The 20617-nt window shown below is 62.9% G+C and carries 19 protein-coding genes; 11 read left to right on the top strand and 8 right to left on the bottom strand.

All coding sequences use genetic code 11. The features are described from left to right. Positions 1–9: 9 nt before the first annotated feature. From glpE to M5G11_RS09150, 7 genes are all read right to left on the bottom strand, one after another. Positions 10–339, bottom strand: coding sequence for a thiosulfate sulfurtransferase GlpE (glpE, locus tag M5G11_RS09180; protein WP_273909732.1), 330 nt, complete (start codon positions 337–339; stop codon positions 10–12). Positions 340–353: 14 nt separating this feature from the next. Next, a complete protein-coding gene (locus M5G11_RS09175) occupies positions 354–1229 on the bottom strand; it encodes a symmetrical bis(5'-nucleosyl)-tetraphosphatase (RefSeq protein ID WP_273909733.1) in 876 nt (291 codons plus the stop codon). Then, positions 1229–1609: a Co2+/Mg2+ efflux protein ApaG gene (apaG, locus tag M5G11_RS09170; protein ID WP_273909734.1), complete on the bottom strand. Its 381-nt coding sequence runs from the start codon at positions 1607–1609 to the stop codon at positions 1229–1231. Before apaG ends, M5G11_RS09175 begins: the two co-directional genes overlap by 1 nt. Before the next feature lie 105 nt (positions 1610–1714). After that, complete coding sequence (gene rsmA, locus M5G11_RS09165; protein ID WP_273909735.1) at positions 1715–2518, bottom strand: 16S rRNA (adenine(1518)-N(6)/adenine(1519)-N(6))-dimethyltransferase RsmA; 804 nt, start codon at positions 2516–2518, stop codon at positions 1715–1717. Then, entirely contained in the window at positions 2515–3504 is a 990-nt protein-coding gene (gene pdxA / locus M5G11_RS09160) for a 4-hydroxythreonine-4-phosphate dehydrogenase PdxA (RefSeq protein ID WP_273909736.1), read from the bottom strand. The genes rsmA and pdxA overlap by 4 nt, the downstream gene beginning before the upstream one ends. Next, entirely contained in the window at positions 3501–4817 is a 1317-nt protein-coding gene (locus tag M5G11_RS09155) for a peptidylprolyl isomerase (protein ID WP_273909737.1), read from the bottom strand. Before M5G11_RS09155 ends, pdxA begins: the two co-directional genes overlap by 4 nt. Then, entirely contained in the window at positions 4798–7575 is a 2778-nt protein-coding gene (locus M5G11_RS09150; RefSeq protein WP_273909738.1) for an LPS-assembly protein LptD, read from the bottom strand. The genes M5G11_RS09155 and M5G11_RS09150 overlap by 20 nt, the downstream gene beginning before the upstream one ends. Positions 7576–7705: 130 nt before the next feature. Here M5G11_RS09150 and M5G11_RS09145 point away from each other — a divergent pair, with 130 nt between their 5' ends. The 3 genes from M5G11_RS09145 to M5G11_RS09135 are packed head-to-tail and all read left to right on the top strand — an operon-like array spanning position 7706 to position 10165. After that, on the top strand, positions 7706–8731 hold the full coding sequence (locus M5G11_RS09145) for an aminoglycoside phosphotransferase family protein (protein WP_273909739.1): 1026 nt from the start codon (positions 7706–7708) through the stop codon (positions 8729–8731). Next, a complete protein-coding gene (gene murU, locus M5G11_RS09140) occupies positions 8728–9399 on the top strand; it encodes an N-acetylmuramate alpha-1-phosphate uridylyltransferase MurU (RefSeq protein WP_273909740.1) in 672 nt (223 codons plus the stop codon). The genes M5G11_RS09145 and murU overlap by 4 nt, the downstream gene beginning before the upstream one ends. 1 nt (position 9400) lies before the next feature. Then, positions 9401–10165 carry a DnaJ domain-containing protein gene (locus M5G11_RS09135; protein ID WP_273909741.1) on the top strand — a complete coding sequence of 255 codons (765 nt, stop codon included), beginning with the start codon at positions 9401–9403 and terminating at the stop codon, positions 10163–10165. On the opposite strand, the gene M5G11_RS09130 is transcribed toward M5G11_RS09135, so the two are convergent. Further along, positions 10166–11173 (bottom strand): alpha/beta hydrolase family protein, encoded by a 1008-nt coding sequence (locus M5G11_RS09130; RefSeq protein ID WP_273909742.1) that lies wholly within the window; start codon positions 11171–11173, stop codon positions 10166–10168. It lies immediately after the preceding gene. A gap of 94 nt (positions 11174–11267) precedes the next feature. Between M5G11_RS09130 and M5G11_RS09125 the strand changes: the two genes are divergently transcribed. The 8 genes from M5G11_RS09125 to M5G11_RS09090 all read left to right on the top strand — a co-directional run bounded on the left by M5G11_RS09125 (position 11268) and on the right by M5G11_RS09090 (position 20584). Continuing rightward, complete coding sequence (locus tag M5G11_RS09125; protein WP_273909743.1) at positions 11268–13670, top strand: PAS domain-containing sensor histidine kinase; 2403 nt, start codon at positions 11268–11270, stop codon at positions 13668–13670. Positions 13671–13673: 3 nt separating this feature from the next. Continuing rightward, the gene (locus tag M5G11_RS09120) at positions 13674–14303 is read left to right on the top strand and encodes a response regulator (protein ID WP_273909744.1); all 630 of its coding nucleotides are present in this window, start codon (positions 13674–13676) and stop codon (positions 14301–14303) included. Between the two features lie 289 nt (positions 14304–14592). Then, on the top strand, positions 14593–15717 hold the full coding sequence (locus M5G11_RS09115; RefSeq protein ID WP_273909745.1) for an ABC transporter ATP-binding protein: 1125 nt from the start codon (positions 14593–14595) through the stop codon (positions 15715–15717). 39 nt (positions 15718–15756) lie between these two features. Continuing rightward, entirely contained in the window at positions 15757–16788 is a 1032-nt protein-coding gene (locus tag M5G11_RS09110) for an ABC transporter substrate-binding protein (RefSeq protein WP_273909746.1), read from the top strand. 65 nt (positions 16789–16853) lie between these two features. Then, positions 16854–18101, top strand: a complete 1248-nt coding sequence (locus tag M5G11_RS09105; RefSeq protein ID WP_273909747.1) for an ABC transporter permease — start codon at positions 16854–16856, stop codon at positions 18099–18101. Between the two features lie 10 nt (positions 18102–18111). Continuing rightward, complete coding sequence (locus M5G11_RS09100) at positions 18112–18939, top strand: ABC transporter permease (protein ID WP_273909748.1); 828 nt, start codon at positions 18112–18114, stop codon at positions 18937–18939. Positions 18940–19094: 155 nt separating this feature from the next. After that, on the top strand, positions 19095–19769 hold the full coding sequence (gene rpe / locus M5G11_RS09095) for a ribulose-phosphate 3-epimerase (RefSeq protein WP_273909749.1): 675 nt from the start codon (positions 19095–19097) through the stop codon (positions 19767–19769). Next, entirely contained in the window at positions 19766–20584 is an 819-nt protein-coding gene (locus tag M5G11_RS09090; RefSeq protein WP_273909750.1) for a phosphoglycolate phosphatase, read from the top strand. Before rpe ends, M5G11_RS09090 begins: the two co-directional genes overlap by 4 nt. Positions 20585–20617: the final 33 nt, after the last annotated feature.

The following is a 20617-nucleotide window of genomic DNA, read 5'->3' as shown; positions in this document are numbered from 1 at the left end:
TGAAAAAAATTATTCGGCGTTGTCTTGGGCGGTTTCGGCCGGGTAGGTGCTGCGCCATAGTTCGAAGCCGCCGTCGATGCTGTAGACGTCGGAGAAACCCTGGCTGACCAGGTAGGCCGCCGCGCTCTGGCTGGAGTTGCCGTGGTAGCAGACCACCAGCGTCGGGGCGTCGAGGTCGGCACCACGGATGAAGTCGGCCACGGAGTGGTTGTCCAGGTGCTTCGCGCCAGGGATATGGCCATTGGCAAAGGTGGGCTGGTCGCGAATATCGACCACGACCGCACCTTGCTCACGCAGGGCCTGGGCCTGTTCGGGAGGGATGCGTTTGAATTCGCTCATGGGTACGGCTTCCTTCAGGGCTGGTCAGACATTCTAACCGGTTGTGCCGGCACGGGTTGGGGGCGGATCGTACCTTCGTCGGTGCATTCGCAGCGATGGAATTCGCCGCTGTCGACGTTGTACAGGGTCATGGCGCCACCCCAGACGCAGCCGGTATCCAGGGCGATCACGCCCGGTACCTTGCACTTGCCTTCAAGGGCGGCCCAGTGGCCGAAGATGATCTTCACATGGCGCGAGCGACGGTCCTTGTGGGCGAACCAGGGTTTGTAGCCTGGCGGGGCAGTGTCGGCGCCTTCCTTGCCCTTGAGGTCGAGCTTGCCGTCGGCAGTGCAGAAGCGCATGCGAGTGAAGTAGTTGGTGATGACGCGCAGGCGGCTCACGCCTTGCAGGTCCTTGTGCCATTTGCTCGGCTCGTTGCCGTACATGCCGTCCAGGTAAGGCTTGAAGCGGTTGTCGTCGCGCAGCACTTGCTCGACTTCGCCGGCCAGCTCCAGTGCCTTGCCCAGTGTCCACTGGGGCGGGATACCGGCGTGTACCAGGGCGATGCCGCGCTGTTCGTCGTAATGCAGCAGCTTCAGGCGCCGCAGCCAATCGAGCAATTCGCCGGCATCGGGCGCGTCGAGAATCTCGCGCAGCGTGTCGTTCTTTTTCAGGCGCTCGACGTTGTGCCAGGTGGCGAGCAGGTGCAGGTCATGGTTGCCCAGCACGCAGACCAGCGACTCGCGCATGGCATACAGAAAGCGCAGGGTTTCCAGCGATTCGGGGCCGCGATTGACCAAATCACCCACCAACCACAGGCGGTCGACGGCAGGGTTGAAGTTGACGCGTTCGAGCAGGCACTTGAGCGGCTGCAGGCAACCTTGAAGGTCGCCAACGGCGTAGGTTGCCATCAGTGCAGGGCCCCCGGCACGGCCAGGCGGAACGGCGCGATCAAGGCATCGAAGCGCTTGCCGTCTTCGGCAAACATCTTGTAGCTGCCCTGCATGGTGCCAACCCGGGTGTTGATTACCGCACCGCTGCTGTAGGTATGGCTCTGGCCGGGCGCGATCAGCGGCTGTTGGCCGACCACGCCCTCGCCACGCACCTCTTCGACACCGCCATCGCCATTGGTGATCAGCCAGTGCCGGGCCAACAATTTGGCGGGCAGGGAGCCGTTGTTCGCCACCGTGATGGTGTAGGCGAACGCGAAACGGTTGTTTTCAGGATCGGATTGTTCTTTGAGGAAACGGGTCACGACGCTGACGTCGATCTGGTAGCGGGGATCAGACATGCAAGGGGCCTTAGAAACTGACGCGAATACGGCGATGGCGTCAGTCTAGGCTATCGGCGGGGCCGACGGCCAGTCATGCCGGGCATGACTGGCCTGAACGGTGACTCAGTTGGCGCTCTGTTCGGCCAGCTTGTCGGCCAGGCGCACGAAGGCGGCGAGGTCCAGTTGTTCCGGGCGCAGGCTGCCATCGACACCGGCGGCCGTGATGTCTTCGCTGGTCAGCAGGGCCTTGAGGGTATTGCGCAAGGTCTTGCGGCGCTGGTTGAAGGCTTCGCGCACGACGCGCTCCAGCAGGCGGTGGTCCTTGGCCGGGAAGGGCAGGACGGCATGCGGGACCAGGCGCACGATGGCCGAGTCGACCTTCGGTGGCGGGTTGAACGCGCCCGGGCCGACGTTGAACAGGTGCTCCACACGGCAGTGGTACTGCACCATGATCGACAGGCGACCCCAGTCACCGCCGCCGGGGCCGGCAGCCAGGCGCTCGACGACTTCCTTCTGCAACATGAAGTGCATGTCGCGGATCAGCTCGGCGTTGGACAGCAGGTGGAAGATCAGCGGCGTCGAGATGTTGTAGGGCAGGTTGCCGACCACGCGCAGGCTGTGCGGCTCGGCGCCGAGGCTGGTGAAGTCGAACTTCAGTGCATCGCCCTGGTGCAGGCGGAAGTTGTCACGGCCCGCGAACTGCTGGTTGAGGATCGGCACCAGGTCCTTGTCCAGCTCGACCACGTCCAGCTGCGCGCCGCTGCCCAGCAGGCCTTCGGTCAGGGCGCCCTGGCCCGGGCCGATTTCCAGCATGCGCTCGCCCGCCTTGGCATGGATCGAACGCAGGATGCGGTCGATGACGCCGGCGTCGTGCAGGAAGTTCTGGCCAAAACGCTTGCGCGCCTTGTGTTGGTATTGCTCGGTCATAATCGGGTCTCGGCCATCTGGTAGGCGGTTTCCAGGGCGACTTGCAGGCTGCCGGTGTCGATCCTGCCGGTGCCGGCAAGGTCCAGGGCGGTGCCATGATCCACGGAGGTGCGGATGATCGGCAGGCCCAGGGTGACATTCAGTGCAGCGCCAAAGCCCTTGTACTTGAGTACCGGCAGGCCCTGGTCGTGGTACATCGCCAGCACTGCGTCGCAGTGCTCCAGATATTTGGGGGTAAACAGGGTGTCGGCGGGCAACGGGCCGCGAAGGTCCATGCCTTCGAGGCGCAGGCGCGCCAATGTGGGTTCGATGATGTCGATTTCTTCGTGGCCCAGGTGGCCACCTTCGCCAGCATGCGGATTCAGGCCGCAGACCAGGATGCGCGGGCTGGCGATGCCGAACTTGTGTTGCAGGTCGGCATGCAGGATGCGCGCAACACGCTCCAGGCGTTCGACGGTGATGGCATCGGCCACGTCCCGCAGCGGCAGGTGCGTGGTCACCAGGGCCACGCGCAGGCCGCGCGTGGCGAGCATCATCACCACTTGTTCAGTGGCGGTCAGCTCGGCCAGGAATTCGGTGTGTCCAGAGAACGGTATGCCGCTTTCATTGATCACGCCCTTGTGCACGGGCGCGGTGATCATTCCGGCAAAGTGCCCATCCAGGCAGCCTTGACCCGCACGGGTCAGGGTTTCGAGGACGAAGGCAGCGTTGGCTTTGTCCAGCTGGCCAGCAACTGCCGGCGAGGCCAATGGCGTATCCCAGACGTACAGGCTGCCCGAAGGGGCAGGTGAGTCCGGGAAGGCGTCCGGGCTGACCGGCAGGAGTGTGACTGCCACACCCAACTGCGCGGCCCGCTCGACGAGCAGGTCACGGCTGGTGATGGCAATCAGGGGGTAAGGCTGGGCTTGCGCGGCGAGCAGCAGGCACAGGTCAGGACCTATGCCGGCCGGCTCACCGGGTGTGAGGGCGAAGCGCTGGTGTTTCACTGGGCAGCCTGATCGGCGCCAGGAAGCTTGATTTCAACGTAGGCTTCGTCACGGATCTGACGCAGCCAGGTTTGCAGCTCTTCGTCGTACTTGCGGTTGCGCAGTACGTTCATTGCCTGTTGCTCACGCGCTTGCTCGGTGCTGTCGGTTGCACGACGGCCCATGACTTCCAGTACGTGCCAGCCGTATTGGGTCTTGAAGGGCTTGGTCACTACGCCTTGTTGGGCGCGGGCCATCTCTTCGCGGAACTCGGGTACCAACGCATTCGGGTCAATCCAGTTCAGGTCGCCGCCGTTGAGGGCCGAACCCGGGTCTTCGGAGAAGCTCTTCGCCAGTTCGCTGAAGTCTTCACCATTCTGGATGCGGTCATACAACTTTTCTGCCAGTTGCTTGGTCGCCGCTTCGCTGCGGATCTCGCTTGGCTTGATCAGGATATGACGGACGTGCACTTCGTCACGCATCATCGCCTGGCCGCCGCGCTTTTCCTGCAGCTTGAGGATGATGAAGCCGCCTGGGGTACGCAGCGGTTCGGTGATATCACCCACCGACATGCGGGCCAGCATCTGGTCGAACGGCGGAGGCAGCTGGGCTGCTTTACGCCAGCCCATCTCACCACCTTCCAGGGCGTTGTCGCTCGCCGAACGGGCGATTGCCACTTGAGCGAAGTCGGCACCTTGCTTGAGCTGCTTGTAGATCTCGGCGGCTTGCTGGGCTGCTGCCTGAATGGCCGTCGAGTTGGCGCTCTCAGGTGTCGGGATCAGGATGTTGGCCAGGCGGAACTCTTCCGACAGCTGCATCTTGCCCATGTCCGAAGCGAGGAAGTTCTTCACTTCCTGCTCCGATACCTGAATACGCTCGGCCACACGACGCTGGCGCACGCGGCTGATGATCATCTCGCGCTTAACCTGCTCGCGAGCATCATCGTAGGACAGGCCGTCATGGGCCAGTGCTGCGCGGAACTGCTCCAGGCTCATGCCGTTGCGCTGGGCAATGGTGCCGATAGCCTGGTTCAGCTCTTCGTCAGTGATACGGATGCCGGAGCGATCGCCGATCTGCAATTGCAGGTTTTCGACGATCAAGCGCTCCAGAACCTGCTGATCGAGCACGCCTGCCGGAGGTACAGCACCACCGCGCTTGGCGATGGTTTGCTGTATTTCATGCACGCGTTGGTCCAGTTGGCTCTTCATGACCACGTCGTTGTCGACGATGGCCACAACGCTATCCAGAGGTTGCACGGCGGCAAACGCCGTGCTGCTCAGCATTACAGCGCCCAGCATCAGCGGGCGCAGACAATCAATAAGCTTGGTCTTCACGTGTACGATAACCTTGAATGCCCTGGTCGAGGAACGACTCGACCTTATTGCCCACTACGCCGCCGAGGCCTTTCAGCACAATCTGCAGGAAGACGCCGTGGTCGCCTTTTTCGTTTTGCGGTGCATCCTGGCTGAACTCGTCGTAGTCAACCCAGTAGCGGTTGATCAGGCGCAGCTTCCAGCAGCAGTTGTCATACTCGAAGCCACCGAAGGCTTCCAGGGTGCGGTTGCGGTTGTAGTCGTGCTGCCAGCGGGCGATGGCCGTCCACTGCGGGACGATCGGCCACATGACGGAGAAGTCATGTTGCTGGATCTTGTAGTAGTCCTTACCCGGCGTGCCGTAGGCGCCACCACCCACCGACCACTTACCGGTGGACTGGTCGTAACGGACCATGTCGTTGCGGTAGCGGTAACCCAGGTTGACGACCTTGTTGACGTTGTCTTCAGGCTGGTAGTGGAACATCGCGCTGCCCGAGCGGGTGCTGCGGCTGTCCGGATCCCAGTTGAAGTCGGAGTTCACACGCCAATCGCGGTTGAAGCGATATTCGTACTCCAGCGCATAGGGAGAAACATTGGCCAGTGCGTCGTCGCGGGTGCGGTAGTCAATGCCCGGCAGCTGAACCTTGCGGTCCTTGAAGTAGAGTGCCTGACCAACACTGATGCGTTGACGCTCGAAGCCGTTCTCTTCAATCCAGCGGTTGGTGACGCCCAGCGAGAGTTTGTTCTCGTCGCCGATGCGGTCGGTGCCCGAGAAGCGATTGTCGCGGAAGAGCGAGGCATAGTTGAAGGTGCTTTCGACGGAGTCGAAAATCGGGATGTCCTTCTGATCCTTGTACGGTACGTACAGGTAGAACAGGCGCGGTTCGAGTGTTTGGCGGTAGTTCTTGCCGAACCACTGGGTATCACGATCGAAGTACAGGCCGCTGTCCACACTGAAAATCGGGACATTGCGATCTTGTGAGCTGCTGAATTTGCCGAGCAACGGGTCGGCAGTCTCAGCCTGGGCTTTGCCTCGGCCGTCCAGGTCCAGGTCGTAATGCGTGTAGGCATACTTGATGGAAGGCTTCAGGTAGCCGTAGGTCGCATTCAGCGGCAAGCTGACTTCCGGGGCAATGTTCATCCGGTTGCCATTTGCACGAGCAAGGCCGAAGACATTGTTGTCGTACCACGGTTGGGCAAAACCATCTTCGTTGATGAAGTTGCCGTTACGCAGGTCGCGATCAAACCTTACAAATTCGGTGTTGTAACCGAAGTTCAGGCCGCTTGGGTGATAAGGCAGCGTGCCGTTGAAGTAGACTTGCGGCAGGCGGTCGTAGGGGGTGGTCTGCGTGATGGTCGCCAGTTTGTAGGCATGCAGGTTGATGCCGGTAACGTAGGAGTCACCACGGTAGCTCAATGCCCCGCGTTGATTGATGTAGTCCGTGCTTTCGACACCAATCTGGCCAGTTTCCAGGTCCTGGAAGTAGTAAGGGTCGCTGATGTCGGTGTAGTCGACTTCAGTCATGATGCGTTCGTCCAGGCCACCCTTGTGCTGCCAGTTGATCATCCAGCGCTGATCTTTGTAGTCCGTCTGCAGCTTGCGCTCATCATCCTTGTCATTCAGGTACGCACCACCGAACTGACCTTCGCTGGACTTGGTCAGGTAGCGGAATTCGCCTTCCATCAACAAGCCGCGCTTGGCCATGTAGCGTGGGTACAACGTGGCATCGTAGTTGGGTGCCAGGTTGAAGTAGTACGGTGTGACCAGCATGAAGCCGGTGTCGCTGCTGGTGCTGAACGATGGCGGCAGGAAGCCGGACTGGCGACGGTCATCGATCGGGAAGTAGATGTACGGTGTGTAGAACACCGGAATATCCGCTACTCGAAGGGTGGCATTGGTCGCGGTGCCGAAGCCGGTGGCCGGGTTCAGCGTGATGTTGTTGCCCTTCAGCTGCCAGGCGTTGCTGTTCGGCTCACAGGTGGTATAGGTACCGTCCTTGAGGCGAATGATGGCGTTCTCGGCACGCTTGGCGTACAGCGCGTTACCGCGGATACGCGACTTGTGCATCACGTATTCGACGTTGTCGACCTTGGCCGCGCCGGTGTCCAGTTCGATTTCCGCGTGGTCACCCACGACCAGCGAACCGTTGTCGCGAATCTTCACGTTGCCGCTCAGCTCGCCACGGTTTTCCGCCTGGTACAGGTTCGCCTCGTCGGCTTCGACCTGCATGCTGCCCTGGCGCATGACCACGTCACCGGCGAGGGTGGCGATCTGCTGCTCCTGCTGGTAGCGCGAAGCCTTGGCACCGATGAAGGTCGGCGACTCGTCTTTTGGCGTGTTGTCGTTCATGCCCGGACGGATCGGCTCGATATAGGCACCGGCGCAATACGGGCCGGTCTCTGCGAGCTGGGCAGGGGTGAGCTGGTCGCGTGGGACCCAGTCGAGGTGGCTGTAGTCGGCACTGCGCGACTTCAGACCACGGCCCTTGGCCTCGGTGACGAGCATCGGGCCTTGGCCCTTCTGCTCGACAACGCCTTCGGCGCTCTGCTCGGGCGTCGGATTGGCCGAACTAACGGCCGCACCATCATGCACCGGGCGCGGCGGCAAGGTGTTGGCACTGGACTTGGGCTTGCAGTCCCAACCTCCGGAAGCGGACACTTGGCAGTCGAACTGCTCGGCAGCTACCACGTACGACGTGGCGAGAGGTTGCATGGCCAGCAAACCGCCGGTAACCAGCAACGGGAATTTTTTACGAAACGCGGGGGATTTCAATGCCATCTTATTAGTCCGGGCTTCCTGCGTGCCATCTGCCCGCGTGTGGGGCCGCACGCCTCTCGATGGTCTGAAAAAGATGCTGGATAATAAAGCATGACCCGCTTGACGGCTAGGGCCGTCGGAGACCCATGTAATGCCCGATCACGATGTACGCCTGCAACACCTGAATGTCTGGCTCGATGAGCAACTGGCAAAACTATTCCACACACACGGCTGGGGCCCGGTTCCAGCGGGTAGCCTGACGGCGGCAAGCAGCGATGCGAGCTTCCGGCGGTACTTCCGCTGGCAGGGCGAAGGCCGCAGTTTTATTGTCATGGACGCGCCGCCGCCGCAGGAAAACTGCCGTCCTTTTGTTGATATTGCGCATTTATTGGCCAGTGCCGGGGTCAATGTGCCGGTTATTCATGGCCAGGACCTGGAGCGCGGCTTCCTGTTGTTGAGCGACTTGGGCCACCAGACCTACCTCGACGTGATCAATGGCGAAAGCGCCGATGGGCTGTTCGATGTTGCCATCGAGGCCCTGCTGGCCTTCCAGCAATTGCCGATGCAGGCGCCTTTGCCCAGCTATGACGTGGCCTTGCTACGCCGTGAACTGGAGCTGTTTCCCGAGTGGTATGTGGGTCGCGAGCTCGGTGTAGTCTTCAACGATGCGCAATTGGCTGCCTGGCAGCGCATCAGCGCGGTGCTGATCGATAGCGCCCTGGCCCAGCCGAAAGTGTTGGTGCATCGCGACTATATGCCGCGCAACCTGATGGTCAGCGAGCCGAACCCTGGCGTGCTGGATTTCCAGGATGCGGTGTATGGCCCGGTGACCTACGACATTACCTGCCTGTTCAAGGATGCCTTCCTCAGCTGGCCACAGGCGCGGGTCGAAGGCTGGCTGAAGGCGTATTGGCAGCGTGCACAGGCGTGCGGTGTGCCGGTACAGGCTGACTTCGAAGACTTCCACCGTGCCAGCGACCTGATGGGCGTGCAGCGCCACCTCAAGGTCATCGGCATCTTCGCGCGCATCTGCCACCGCGACGGCAAGCCGCGCTACCTCGCCGATGTGCCGCGCTTCTTTGCCTATATAGATGAAGTGATCGCCCGCCGTCCGGAACTGGCCGAACTTGATGAGCTCATCGAGAGCCTGCTGGCTGCTGCCGGGACGCGCCCATGAAAGCGATGATTCTGGCCGCCGGCAAGGGCGAGCGGATGCGTCCGCTTACCCTGCATACCCCCAAGCCGCTGGTCCCCGTAGCCGGGGTGCCACTGATCGAATACCACCTGCGGGCGCTGGCAAAGGCCGGGTTCAAGGACATCGTCATCAATCATGCCTGGCTCGGCCAGCAGATCGAGGACTACCTGGGGGATGGCGCGCAGTTGGGCTTGAACATCCGCTATTCACCTGAAGGTGAGCCGCTGGAGACCGGCGGGGGGATTTTCAAGGCGTTGCCGTTGCTGGGTGATGAGCCTTTCGTGCTGGTCAATGGTGATATCTGGACGACGTTCGACTTCAGCCAGTTGCACACGCCGCTGCAAGGGCGTGCGCACCTGGTGCTGGTGGACAACCCGGGGCACCACGGGCGCGGCGACTTCCGTCTGCTTGAGGCGCGCGTCGAAGACGCTGATGGCACCGCTGATACGTTGACCTACAGCGGCATTGCCGTGCTCGACCCGGCCTTGTTCGCAGGCTGCCAGCCGGGCGCCTTCAAGCTGGCCCCGCTGTTGCGTGCAGCCATGGCGCGCGGTGAAGTGAGCGGTGAGCACTTCAGTGGGCACTGGGTTGACGTCGGTACCCTGGAGCGTCTTGCTGAAGTCGAGCAACTGCTCGTCGAAGGACGCTGACATGCTCTGGCCTAGCACAGTGATTGGTGCGGGAGCGGGCTTCGCAATCGCCAGTATTCCGGGTGCATTGCTGGGGGCTTTGCTTGGTCAGGCGATGGATCGCCGTTTGCAATTGCACAGCTGGGCACACCTGCGTGAGCGCCTGGGTGGCCGACCTGTGCTGCGCGATGACGAAGTACTGTTCGTGCTGCTGGGGCGCCTGGCCAAGAGTGATGGCCGGGTGGGCGAGGGGCATATACAGCAAGCACGCCTGGAAATGATGCGCCTGGAAATGGGCGACCCGGCCAGGCGTCGGGCGATCAGTGCGTTCAACCGTGGCAAGGGCGGGCGTGAGCGGTTGGACGGCCATCTACGACGTCTCAAGCAACAGCCGCATGCCGCTGAAGGCATGTTGCGGGCTTGTTGGCGCATGGTCTGGGCCGATGGGCGGGCGGGCCGGCAGGAGCGCGAGTTGCTCATGCTGTGGGGCAGGCAACTGGGCTGGAGCCAGGCCAAGGTGCAAGCCCTGGCGGGTGAGTACGAACCCTACCAACCGGCGCTGGGCAACGGCGCGTCGAGCTACCCGGATGCGTTACGCCTGCTGGGGATTACCGTCGACACCGATTCCAAGCAGATCAAGCAGGCCTATCGGCGGCTGCTCAGCCGCCACCACCCGGACAAGCTGGTGGGCAACGGTGCAAGCCCGGCCCAGGTGCGCGAGGCGACCGAACGGACCCGCGAGCTGCACCAGGCCTATTCGATCGTGCGCAAGCGCCACGGCTTCTAGTCAGTTGCTCGGTGTCGGGCTCAACCAGCCGCGAATGCGCCGGAACAGTTGCTCCTGTTCTGCGGCCTGGTTGGGCAGGGCATTCAGGGCGACCTGACGGTAGCTGCTGTCCTTGAGGCGCTTGCTCGCTTGCAGGCGTTGCTCGGCGGCACGCCGCACCTGCGGCAAGGTCGCGTAATAGAAGTCGGCAGTGGGCAGCTTCAGCGTCGGCGTCAGGCTTTCCAGGGTGCTGTCCACCCGTGCCGGGGTTTGCCCCGAGACCATCACCAGCTTCTGTACCTGCGCCGGCTGGCGTTCACTGAGGAAGCGCGCGGCCCAGTAGGCGCCGCTACCGTGCCCGAGCAGCACGATGCTGCGTGCATTCTGCTGCTGGGCGTAGGCAATGCCGGCCTCGATACGGGCGAAGATCCGCTCGGCGTCGGCCTTGTCGTCGGCGCCCGGCTCAGGGGTTGGCTCGTTGCTGTCGGTGTTCTCGGTTTCTGCGGCAGTGGCCTGGGCGATATTGGCGTTGGCGTCGGCCGGGGTGTCCTTGGCGGGCGCGGCCTTGGAGTCGTCAGCGGGCGCCTTGGCAGGAGCCGGCGCGGGTGCTGGCGTGCGGGCGATCGGCGCGTCGGCTTGCAGGTCTGGCAGGCTCAGGCTCAGCGTCGACCATTGCACATCCGGGAACTTGCGCCGCAGCGGGCCCACGCCCTTGGGCCAGTCAGCCGTTTCGCCGGCACCGGGCACGATGATCAGCGCACCTTCCGGGTTTGGCGTGTTGGCCGGTTTCCACAAGGCCAGGAACGCCTCGCTGCCGGCTTGCAGGGTTTGTTGCTCGTCCTTGGGCACCTGGCGCTCCAGGGCCTGGGCATCTTCCAGGCTGCGCTCGGCCAAGGCCTGGCGCTGCACCTGCTTGGCGGGTGCCTGCTCCGGCGCTTCTGGCGTTTCGCCGGCCAGTGCTTGTGCGGTACAAGGTAGTATCAAGGACAGGCATAACGCAGGAAGCGTCGTGCGATAAAGTAAGAACATTGATCGATCCAGGCCAGAGAGATACCGGCAGCCTAAAGGTATTTGTCCGGGACGGCCAAGTTCGGCGACCGTCCGTTCATTGACGAGATTCCAGATGAAGCGTTTGCGCTGCCTGTTGGTTATCGGCTGTTTGTGGCTGCCCTTGATGGCGGGAGCGGCGCCCGTGGCTTCTACGCCCGGTGTGCAACTGGAGCCGGCGCAGCAACAGTGGCTGGATCAGCATCGCAGCCTGCGGGTCGGCCTGGTGTTGCAGGCGCCCTTCGCCCAGTTCGACCGGCGCCTGCAACAGCTGTCCGGGGTCAACGTCGAGCTGATGAACTGGCTGGCCCGCCAACTCGGGCTGGACCTGACCTGGCGCAACTTCAACGACCAGGCTGCACTGGAAGTCGCGCTGGTACGCGGTGAAATCGACCTGGCACCGGGGTTGACGCAAACACCGGCCGGCTTGCGCCTGTGGCTGTTCAGCGACCCCTACATGCGTGTGCCGCAATTGATCGTCGGGCCGCGCACCGGGGCGGTGGCGGTCGACCTGGAAAAGCTCGGCAGCACCGACCGGGTCGCCGTGCGCATGCCCAGCGCGGTGGCCGACTATCTGCGCGCGACCTATTCGAACCTCAACCTGCAAGGCGTGCCGGCCGAGCGCCAGGCCCTGCAATTGCTGCTCAGTGACCAGGCCCGCTATGCCGTGGTGGATGAGGCGCAGTTGAGCCGGCTGTCGCGGGAAAACGAATTCAGTGATCTGGTCGTGGTGGGCGATATCGGCCTGCCGCAGTTGCTGCGGGTTGCCTCGCGCCGTGACTGGCCGCAACTGGCCGATATCCTCGAGCGCGGCCTGCAAGCCATCCCGGCCAAGGACCTGGAACAACTGCACAACCGCTGGCTGCAGCCCAAGTACCCGCGTTTGAGTGAGTCCCCCGGCTTTTGGCAGAACCTGGCCCTGCTGCTGGCCGCGTTGCTGTTCAGCAGCATGGCGATCGTGATCTGGCAGCGCCGCCAGCAGCATCAGCTGGAGCAGAGCCTGTTGGCCGCGCGCGAGTCGCTGGCCCAGCGCCAGGCGCGTGAGGAAGCGTTGCGCCTGAGCCAGTTTTCCATCGACCAGAGCACCGTGGGAATTCTCTGGGTGCATTGGGACAGCCATGTGCGCTACGCCAACCGCGCGGCCGAAGCGATGCTCGGCTACCCGTCCGGGGCGCTGATCGACCGGCCGTTGATCGACTTCGAACCCAACCTGCACATGGACCGCTGGCTTGACCTGTGGAAGCGCGCCCGGGCCAACGATGAGGCGGCGCAGCATTTCGAGACCCAGTGCCTGCGCGCCGATGGGCGCCTGCTGCCGGTGGATGTGTCGCTGAGCTTTCTGCGTTTTCGCGATGCCGAATACCTGGTGGTGTTTCTCGCCGACATCACCGAGCGGCGGCGTGCCCTGGCTGCGCTGCGTGAAAGCGAGGCGCGGCTGAAAGGGATTGCCGGCAACGTGCCGGGGTTGGTGTTCCGCCTGGAGCGCAACCCGGCGGCCGGTGAGCTGGAGTTCCCCTATATCAGTGAAGGCAGCGCGGCGCTGGTCGGCTACACGCCTGCCGAACTGCAGCATCCGGATGTCGGCTTGCGCAGCCTGGTGCACCCCGAGGACCGCGCTGACTACCACCAGGTCCAGGACCGTGCACTGGAATCCGACAGTGACTGGTCCTGGCAGGGGCGGATATTCACGCGCCAGGGCGAGCAGCGCTGGGCGGACATCAAGGCCAGTACCCGGGTGCTGGGCGATGGCCGGGTGGTGTGGGACGGCATTGTCTGGGACATCAGCCAGAGCAAGCAGGCAGAGCAGGCACTGGCGCGCTCGCAGGAACAGCTGCGCGAGCTGTCGGCGCACCTGGAAAGCGTGCGGGAAGAAGAAAAGGCCCGGATCGCCCGCGAGGTACATGACGAGCTGGGGCAAATGCTCACCGTGCTCAAGCTGGAAACCTCCATGTGCGAGCTGGCCTATGCCGAGCTCGATCCCGGGCTCAACGAGCGCCTGGGCAGCATGAAGCGCCTGATCGCCCAGCTGTTCCAGCTGGTGCGCGACGTGGCGACGGCGTTGCGCCCGCCGATTCTCGATGCCGGGATAGCCTCGGCCATTGAGTGGCAGGCCCGGCGTTTCGAGGCGCGCACACAGATCCCGTGCCTGGTCGAGGTGCCGGAGAACCTCCCGCCCTTGAGCGACGCCAAGGCCACCAGCCTGTTCCGCATTCTTCAGGAGGCGCTGACCAACGTCATGCGCCACGCCCAGGCGCATACTGTGCAAATCAGCCTGAGCCTGGAAGACAACCAGCTGTGCCTGACGATCAGCGACGATGGTGTCGGCTTCAGCCCTGGCGACAGCCGGCCGACCTCGTTTGGCCTGGTCGGCATGCGCGAGCGGGTATTGATGCTGGGCGGCAGCATGCGCCTGGACAGCGAGCCGGGCGAGGGCACCAGTTTGAGCGTACGCATACCGCTGAACCGAGACAGGAGCTGAACCGTGATTCGAGTATTGGTTGCCGAAGACCACACCATTGTCCGTGAAGGCATCAAGCAGTTGATTGGCCTGGCCAAGGACATGCAAGTGGTGGGCGAGGCCGGTAATGGCGAGCAGTTGCTGGAGGCCTTGCGTCACAAGGCGTGCGAAGTGGTCTTGCTGGATATCTCGATGCCCGGGGTGAACGGGCTTGAGGCGATCCCGCGGATTCGTGCGATGACGGCGCCGCCGGCGATTCTGGTGCTGTCGATGCATGATGAGGCGCAGATGGCCGCGCGGGCCTTGAAGATCGGCGCTGCCGGGTATGCCACCAAGGACAGCGACCCGGCGTTGCTGCTGACGGCGATCCGGCGGGTGGCGGGAGGCGGGCGCTACATCGACCCGGACCTTGCCGACCGCATGGTCTTCGAGGTTGGCCTGACGGATTCGCGGCCCTTGCATTCGTTGTTGTCGGAGCGCGAGTTCTCGGTGTTCGAGCGCCTGGCCCAGGGTGCCAACGTCAATGACATTGCCCAGCAGCTGGCGCTGAGCAACAAGACCATCAGCACGCACAAGGCGCGGCTGATGCAGAAGCTCAATGTGAATTCGCTGGCCGAGCTGGTGAAGTACGCCATGGAACACAAGCTGGTGTAAGTGTTCTGTTTGCGACCTCGTCTTCCTCTGTGGGAGCCGGCCTTGCCGGCGATGGGTCGCAAGGCGGCCCCGATTGGCAAGGCTTTGCCTCGCATCGCCGGCAAGGCCGGCTCCCACAGGGAACAGGGGTATTTCAGGATGGATGCCTGAAAGCGACATACCTGTAGGGCAATCCCTACCCCCACGCTTCCACCCTGCTGATAGCAATCTCTCAGCCCCCCCGATTTGCCTGGCTGCCGGCCTTCTCTAGGCTTTGAACACAGCAGTCATCCAACAAAAAGGTACGGGTATGAGTGAGGTGAATTCGAGCGCTGCAACCGGCGAAGTGCTGGTCAGCTTCCGTGGTGTGCAGAAGAGCTACGACGGCGAATCGCTGATCGTCAAAGACCTCAACCTGGACATTCGCAAAGGCGAATTCCTGACCCTGCTTGGCCCCTCTGGCTCGGGCAAGACCACCAGCCTGATGATGCTGGCCGGGTTCGAGACCCCCACCGCCGGCGAGATACTGCTGGCCGGTCGCTCGATCAACAACGTGCCGCCGCACAAGCGCGACATCGGCATGGTGTTCCAGAACTACGCGCTGTTCCCGCACATGACCGTGGCCGAGAACCTGGCCTTTCCGCTGAGCGTGCGCAACCTGAGCAAGACCGACGTCAGCGAACGGGTCAAGCGCGTGCTGAACATGGTCCAGCTCGACAGCTTCGCCCAGCGCTACCCCGGCCAGCTTTCCGGCGGCCAGCAGCAGCGGGTGGCCCTGGCCCGTGCGCTGGTGTTCGAGCCACAGCTGGTGTTGATGGACGAACCGCTGGGTGCGCTCGACAAGCAACTGCGTGAACACATGCAGATGGAGATCAAGCATATCCACCAGCGCCTGGGCGTGACCGTGGTCTACGTGACCCACGACCAGAGCGAAGCACTGACCATGTCTGACCGTGTCGCGGTGTTCCATCAGGGCGAGATCCAGCAGATCGCTGACCCGCGCACCCTGTATGAAGAGCCGAAGAACACCTTCGTGGCCAACTTCATCGGCGAGAACAACCGCATCAATGGCCGTCTGCTCAGCCAGGACGGCGACCGCTGCCTGGTGGCCCTGCCGCGTGGCGAGAAGGTCGAGGCGTTGGCGGTGAACGTCGGCCAGCCCGGCGAGCCGGTGACCCTGTCGATTCGCCCGGAGCGCGTACGCCTGAACGGCCACAGCGAACATTGCAGCAACCGATTCTCAGGCCGTGTGGCCGAATTCATCTACCTGGGCGACCACGTGCGGGTGCGCCTGGAAGTTTGCGGCAAGGCCGATTTCTTCGTGAAGCAGCCGATTGCCGAACTCGACCCGGCGCTGGCCGTGGGCGATGTGGTACCGCTGGGCTGGGCAGTCGAGCACGGTCGTGCGCTCGATCCTATCCTGGAAGCCCATTGAGGTTTGCTTCACCAACCCTGCACTGTGGAGAGAATAAGAATGCTCAAGCACTTGAAGTTGACCGCCCTGACCCTGGGCCTGTTCGCGGCGTCCCAGGCGATGGCAGCCGACCTGACCGTGATTTCCTTCGGCGGCGCGAACAAGGCGGCGCAGGTCAAGGCGTTCTACGAGCCGTGGGAAAAGGCGGGCAACGGCAAGATCGTTGCGGGTGAGTACAACGGCGAGATGGCCAAGGTCAAAGCCATGGTCGACACCAAGAGCGTGTCCTGGAACCTGGTGGAAGTCGAATCGCCAGAGCTGGCGCGCGGCTGTGACGAAGGCATGTTCGAGGAGCTCGACCCGGCCCTGTTCGGTGATCAAGCTGACTACGTGCCGGGTGCTATCCAGCCGTGCGGCGTGGGCTTCTTCGTCTGGTCCACGGTCATGGCCTACAACGCCGACAAGCTGAAGACCGCACCGACCAGTTGGGCTGATTTCTGGGACACCAAGCAGTTCCCGGGCAAGCGCGGCCTGCGCAAAGGCGCCAAGTACACCCTGGAATTCGCCCTGATGGCCGATGGTGTCGCGCCGAAGGATGTCTACAAAGTGTTGGGCACCAAGGAAGGCCAGGACCGCGCCTTCAAGAAACTCGACGAACTCAAGCCAAGCATCCAGTGGTGGGAAGCCGGTGCACAGCCGCCGCAGTACCTCGCCTCGGGCGACGTAGTGATGAGCTCGGCCTACAACGGTCGCATCGCCGCCGTGCAGAAAGAGAGCAACCTGAAGGTCGTGTGGAACGGCGGCATCTACGACTTCGACGCCTGGGCCATCCCGAAGGGCGCGAAAAATGCTGAAGAGGCGAAGAAGTTCATCGCCTATTCGGTCAAGCCCGAGCAGCAGAAGATCTACTCCGAAAACATCGCCTACGGCCCGGCCAACTCCAAGGCGGTTGCGTTGCTGTCTGACGAGATCAAGAAGGACATGCCGACCACCCCGGAAAACATCGCCAACCAGGTGCAGATCGACGTGGCGTTCTGGGCTGACAACAGCGAGCAGTTGGAGCAACGCTTCAACGCCTGGGCAGCCAAGTAAGCCGTGCTGATGGAGCGTCAGCGTGCTGCTGACGCTCCCTGTTTCCTCGATTTTCGGAGTTTGCTATGGCCATCGCAGTGCCCCTGAACGAAGGCGCCGGTCCAAACCTCAAGCAGCGCCTGGCGCGTGCCGAGCGGGTCAACCGCTGGAAAGCGCAGGCCTTGATTGCACCGCTGGCGCTGTTTCTGCTGCTGGTGTTTCTCGTGCCGATTGCTGCGCTGTTGTACAAGAGTGTCGGTAACCCCGAGGTCGTCAACGGCATGCCGCGCACGGTGCTCGCCGTGGCCGAATGGGATGGCAAGAGCCTGCCGGGCGAACCGGTGTACAAGGCCCTCAGCGAAGACCTCGCCGAATCACGCAAGAACCAGACCCTGGGCGACCTGTCCAAGCGGTTGAACATGGAATTGGCCGGCTACCGCAGCCTGCTGGCGAAAACCGCCCGCGCGCTGCCATTCAAGACCGAGCCGGCCTCTTATAAAGAAGCGCTGCAAGAACTCGACGAGCGCTGGGGCGACCCGGCCTACTGGCAGGCGATCCGTCGCAACACCAGCACCGTCACCCCGTTCTACCTGCTGGCGGCGGTCGATCATCGCATCGACGACCTCGGTGAGCTGGCGCGCACCACGCCAGACCAGGCCATTTACCTGGACATCTTTGCCCGCACCCTGTGGATGGGTGTGGTGATCACCGTGATCTGCCTGCTACTGGCCTACCCATTGGCCTACCTGCTGGCCAACCTGCCGACCCGGCAGAGCAACCTGCTGATGATCCTGGTGTTGTTGCCGTTCTGGACCTCGATCCTGGTGCGGGTCGCGGCCTGGATCGTGTTGCTGCAATCGGGCGGGTTGATCAACAGCGCCCTGATGGCGCTGGGCATCATCGACAAGCCGCTGGAACTGGTGTTCAACCGCACCGGTGTGTACATCTCCATGGTGCACATCCTGCTGCCGTTCATGATCCTGCCGATCTACAGCGTGATGAAAGGCATCTCGCCCACCTACATGCGTGCGGCCATCTCGCTGGGCTGCCATCCGTTCACCAGCTTCTGGCGGGTGTACTTCCCGCAGACCTATGCCGGTGTTGGCGCCGGTTGCCTGCTGGTGTTCATCCTGGCGATTGGTTACTACATCACCCCGGCGCTGCTTGGCAGCCCGAACGATCAGATGGTCAGCTACTTCGTCGCCTTCTACACCAACACCAGCATCAACTGGGGCATGGCCACCGCGCTGGGTGGGTTGCTGCTGCTTGCGACCGTGTTGCTGTACCTGATCTATAGCTGGCTGGTCGGCGCCAGCCGCCTGCGTCTGAGCTGAGGAGCTATTCATGCTGAGCCCCTACATGTCGCCCGTCGAGCGGGTCTGGTTCTACACCTTGCGCATCCTGTGCGGGCTGATCCTGTTGTTCCTGGTGTTGCCGGTACTGGTGATCATTCCGCTGTCGTTCAACAGCGGCAGCTTCCTGGTCTATCCGCTGCAGGGCTTCTCGCTGCAGTGGTACCACGACTTCTTTGCCTCGGCCGAGTGGATGCGGGCGCTGAAGAACAGCATCATCGTCGCCCCGGCCGCTACTGCCCTGGCGATGATCTTCGGCACCCTGGCCGCCATCGGCCTGACCCGTGGCGACTTCCCCGGCAAGTCGCTGGTGATGGCGCTGGTGATTTCGCCGATGGTGGTGCCGGTGGTGATCATCGGGGTGGCCAGCTACCTGTTCTTTGCCCCGCTGGGCCTGGGTAACAGCTTTATCTCGTTGATCCTGGTGCATGCGGTGCTGGGTGTGCCGTTCGTCATCATTACCGTGTCGGCGACCTTGCAGGGCTTCAACCACAACCTGGTACGGGCGGCGGCCAGCCTCGGCGCCTCGCCGCTGACGGCGTTCCGCCGGGTAACCTTGCCGCTGATTGCGCCGGGGGTGATTTCCGGGGCGCTGTTTGCCTTTGCCACCTCGTTCGATGAAGTCGTGGTGACGTTGTTCCTGGCCGGCCCCGAGCAGGCGACGCTGCCACGGCAGATGTTCAGCGGCATCCGCGAGAACCTCAGCCCGACCATTGCGGCGGCGGCGACCTTGTTGATTGCCTTCTCGGTGGTCTTGCTGCTGACCCTGGAATGGCTGCGCGGGCGCAGCGAAAAACTGCGGACCCAACAGCCCGCATAACACAGGCATCTGCTGTCGCCCCTGTGGGAGCCGGCAACGCCGGCTCCCACGCAGGTAGATGTGGGGCACCCGTCGCAGTGCTTGATACCGGTCAGCCCCAGACCGGCAGCCTGAGGTACAATGCGCACCACCGTGATTCTGCCAACAGGTGCGCCATGCAGCCCTACGCTATTGCCCCCTCGATTCTTTCTGCCGATTTCGCTCGCCTGGGCGAGGAAGTCGACAACGTGCTGGCCGCTGGTGCCGACATCGTTCACTTCGACGTGATGGACAACCACTACGTCCCCAACCTGACCATCGGCCCGATGGTTTGCACCGCCCTGCGCAAGTACGGCGTTACCGCGCCCATCGACGTGCATTTGATGGTCAGCCCGGTCGACCGCATCATCGGCGACTTCATCGACGCTGGCGCCAGCTACATCACCTTCCACCCGGAAGCCACCCTGCACATCGACCGCTCGCTGCAACTGATCCGCGACGGCGGCTGCAAGGCCGGCCTGGTGTTCAACCCGGCCACCCCGCTGGACGCGCTGAAGTACGTGATGGACAAGGTCGACATGATCCTGCTGATGAGCGTGAACCCGGGCTTCGGCGGCCAGAAGTTCATCCCCGGCACCCTCGACAAGCTGCGTGAAGCCCGCGCCCTGATCGAAGCCAGCGGTCGCGACATCCGCCTGGAAATCGACGGTGGCGTGAACGTGAACAACATCCGCGAAATCGCTGCCGCAGGCGCGGACACCTTCGTCGCGGGTTCGGCCATCTTCAACACTCCGAACTATCAGGAAGTGATTGCCAAGATGCGCGCAGAACTGGCCCTGGCTCGCCCATGAGCGGCTTCGAGCAGCTGTTCCCCGGGGCGCTGCCCAGGCTGGTGATGTTCGATCTGGATGGCACGTTGATCGATTCAGTCCCCGACCTGGCTGCGGCAGTGGACCATATGCTGCTCGAAATGGGCCGACAGCCTGTCGGCCTGGGCGCTGTGCGCGAGTGGGTCGGCAATGGTGCACCGGTGCTGGTGCGCCGGGCGCTGGCCGGGCAACTGGACCACAGCGGCGTGGACGATGACGAGGCCGCACGCGGCCTCGAGGTGTTCATGGAAGCTTACGCCGAAGGGCATGAGCTGACGGTGGTCTACCCAGGCGTCAGCGAAACGCTCAAGTGGCTGCACAAGCAGGGCGTGGAAATGGCCCTGATCACCAACAAGCCGGAGCGCTTCGTCGCGCCCCTGCTGGACCAGATGAAAATCGGTCGCTATTTCCGCTGGATCATCGGCGGCGACACCCTGCCACAGAAAAAGCCCGACCCGGCCGCGCTGCTGTTTGTCATGCAGATGGCCAACGTCCCGGCTGACCAGGCGCTGTTCATCGGCGACTCGCGCAGTGATGTGCTGGCGGCCAAGGCCGCCGGGGTGCAGTGCGTGGCGTTGAGCTACGGCTACAACCATGGCCGGCCGATCAGCGAAGAATCACCGGCATTGGTGATCGACGACCTGCGCGCGTTGTTGCCTGGTTGCTTAGATGAAGCCACTGAGCTAACGTTGGCGGACGTTCAATCCCCCCCTGATAGAGACTCCATCGTGGTGGCAACCGGCAAACTCTGGATGAAAGTCATCAAGGCCCTGGCCCGCTGGCGTTGGCGCGCCTGACTTCTATCTGGCCGGCTTGACCCGGCACGTTTG

Source organism: Pseudomonas fontis (assembly GCF_028656955.1).
Lineage (GTDB): Bacteria > Pseudomonadota > Gammaproteobacteria > Pseudomonadales > Pseudomonadaceae > Aquipseudomonas > Aquipseudomonas fontis.
This window is presented reverse-complemented; position numbering and strand designations above follow the sequence as displayed.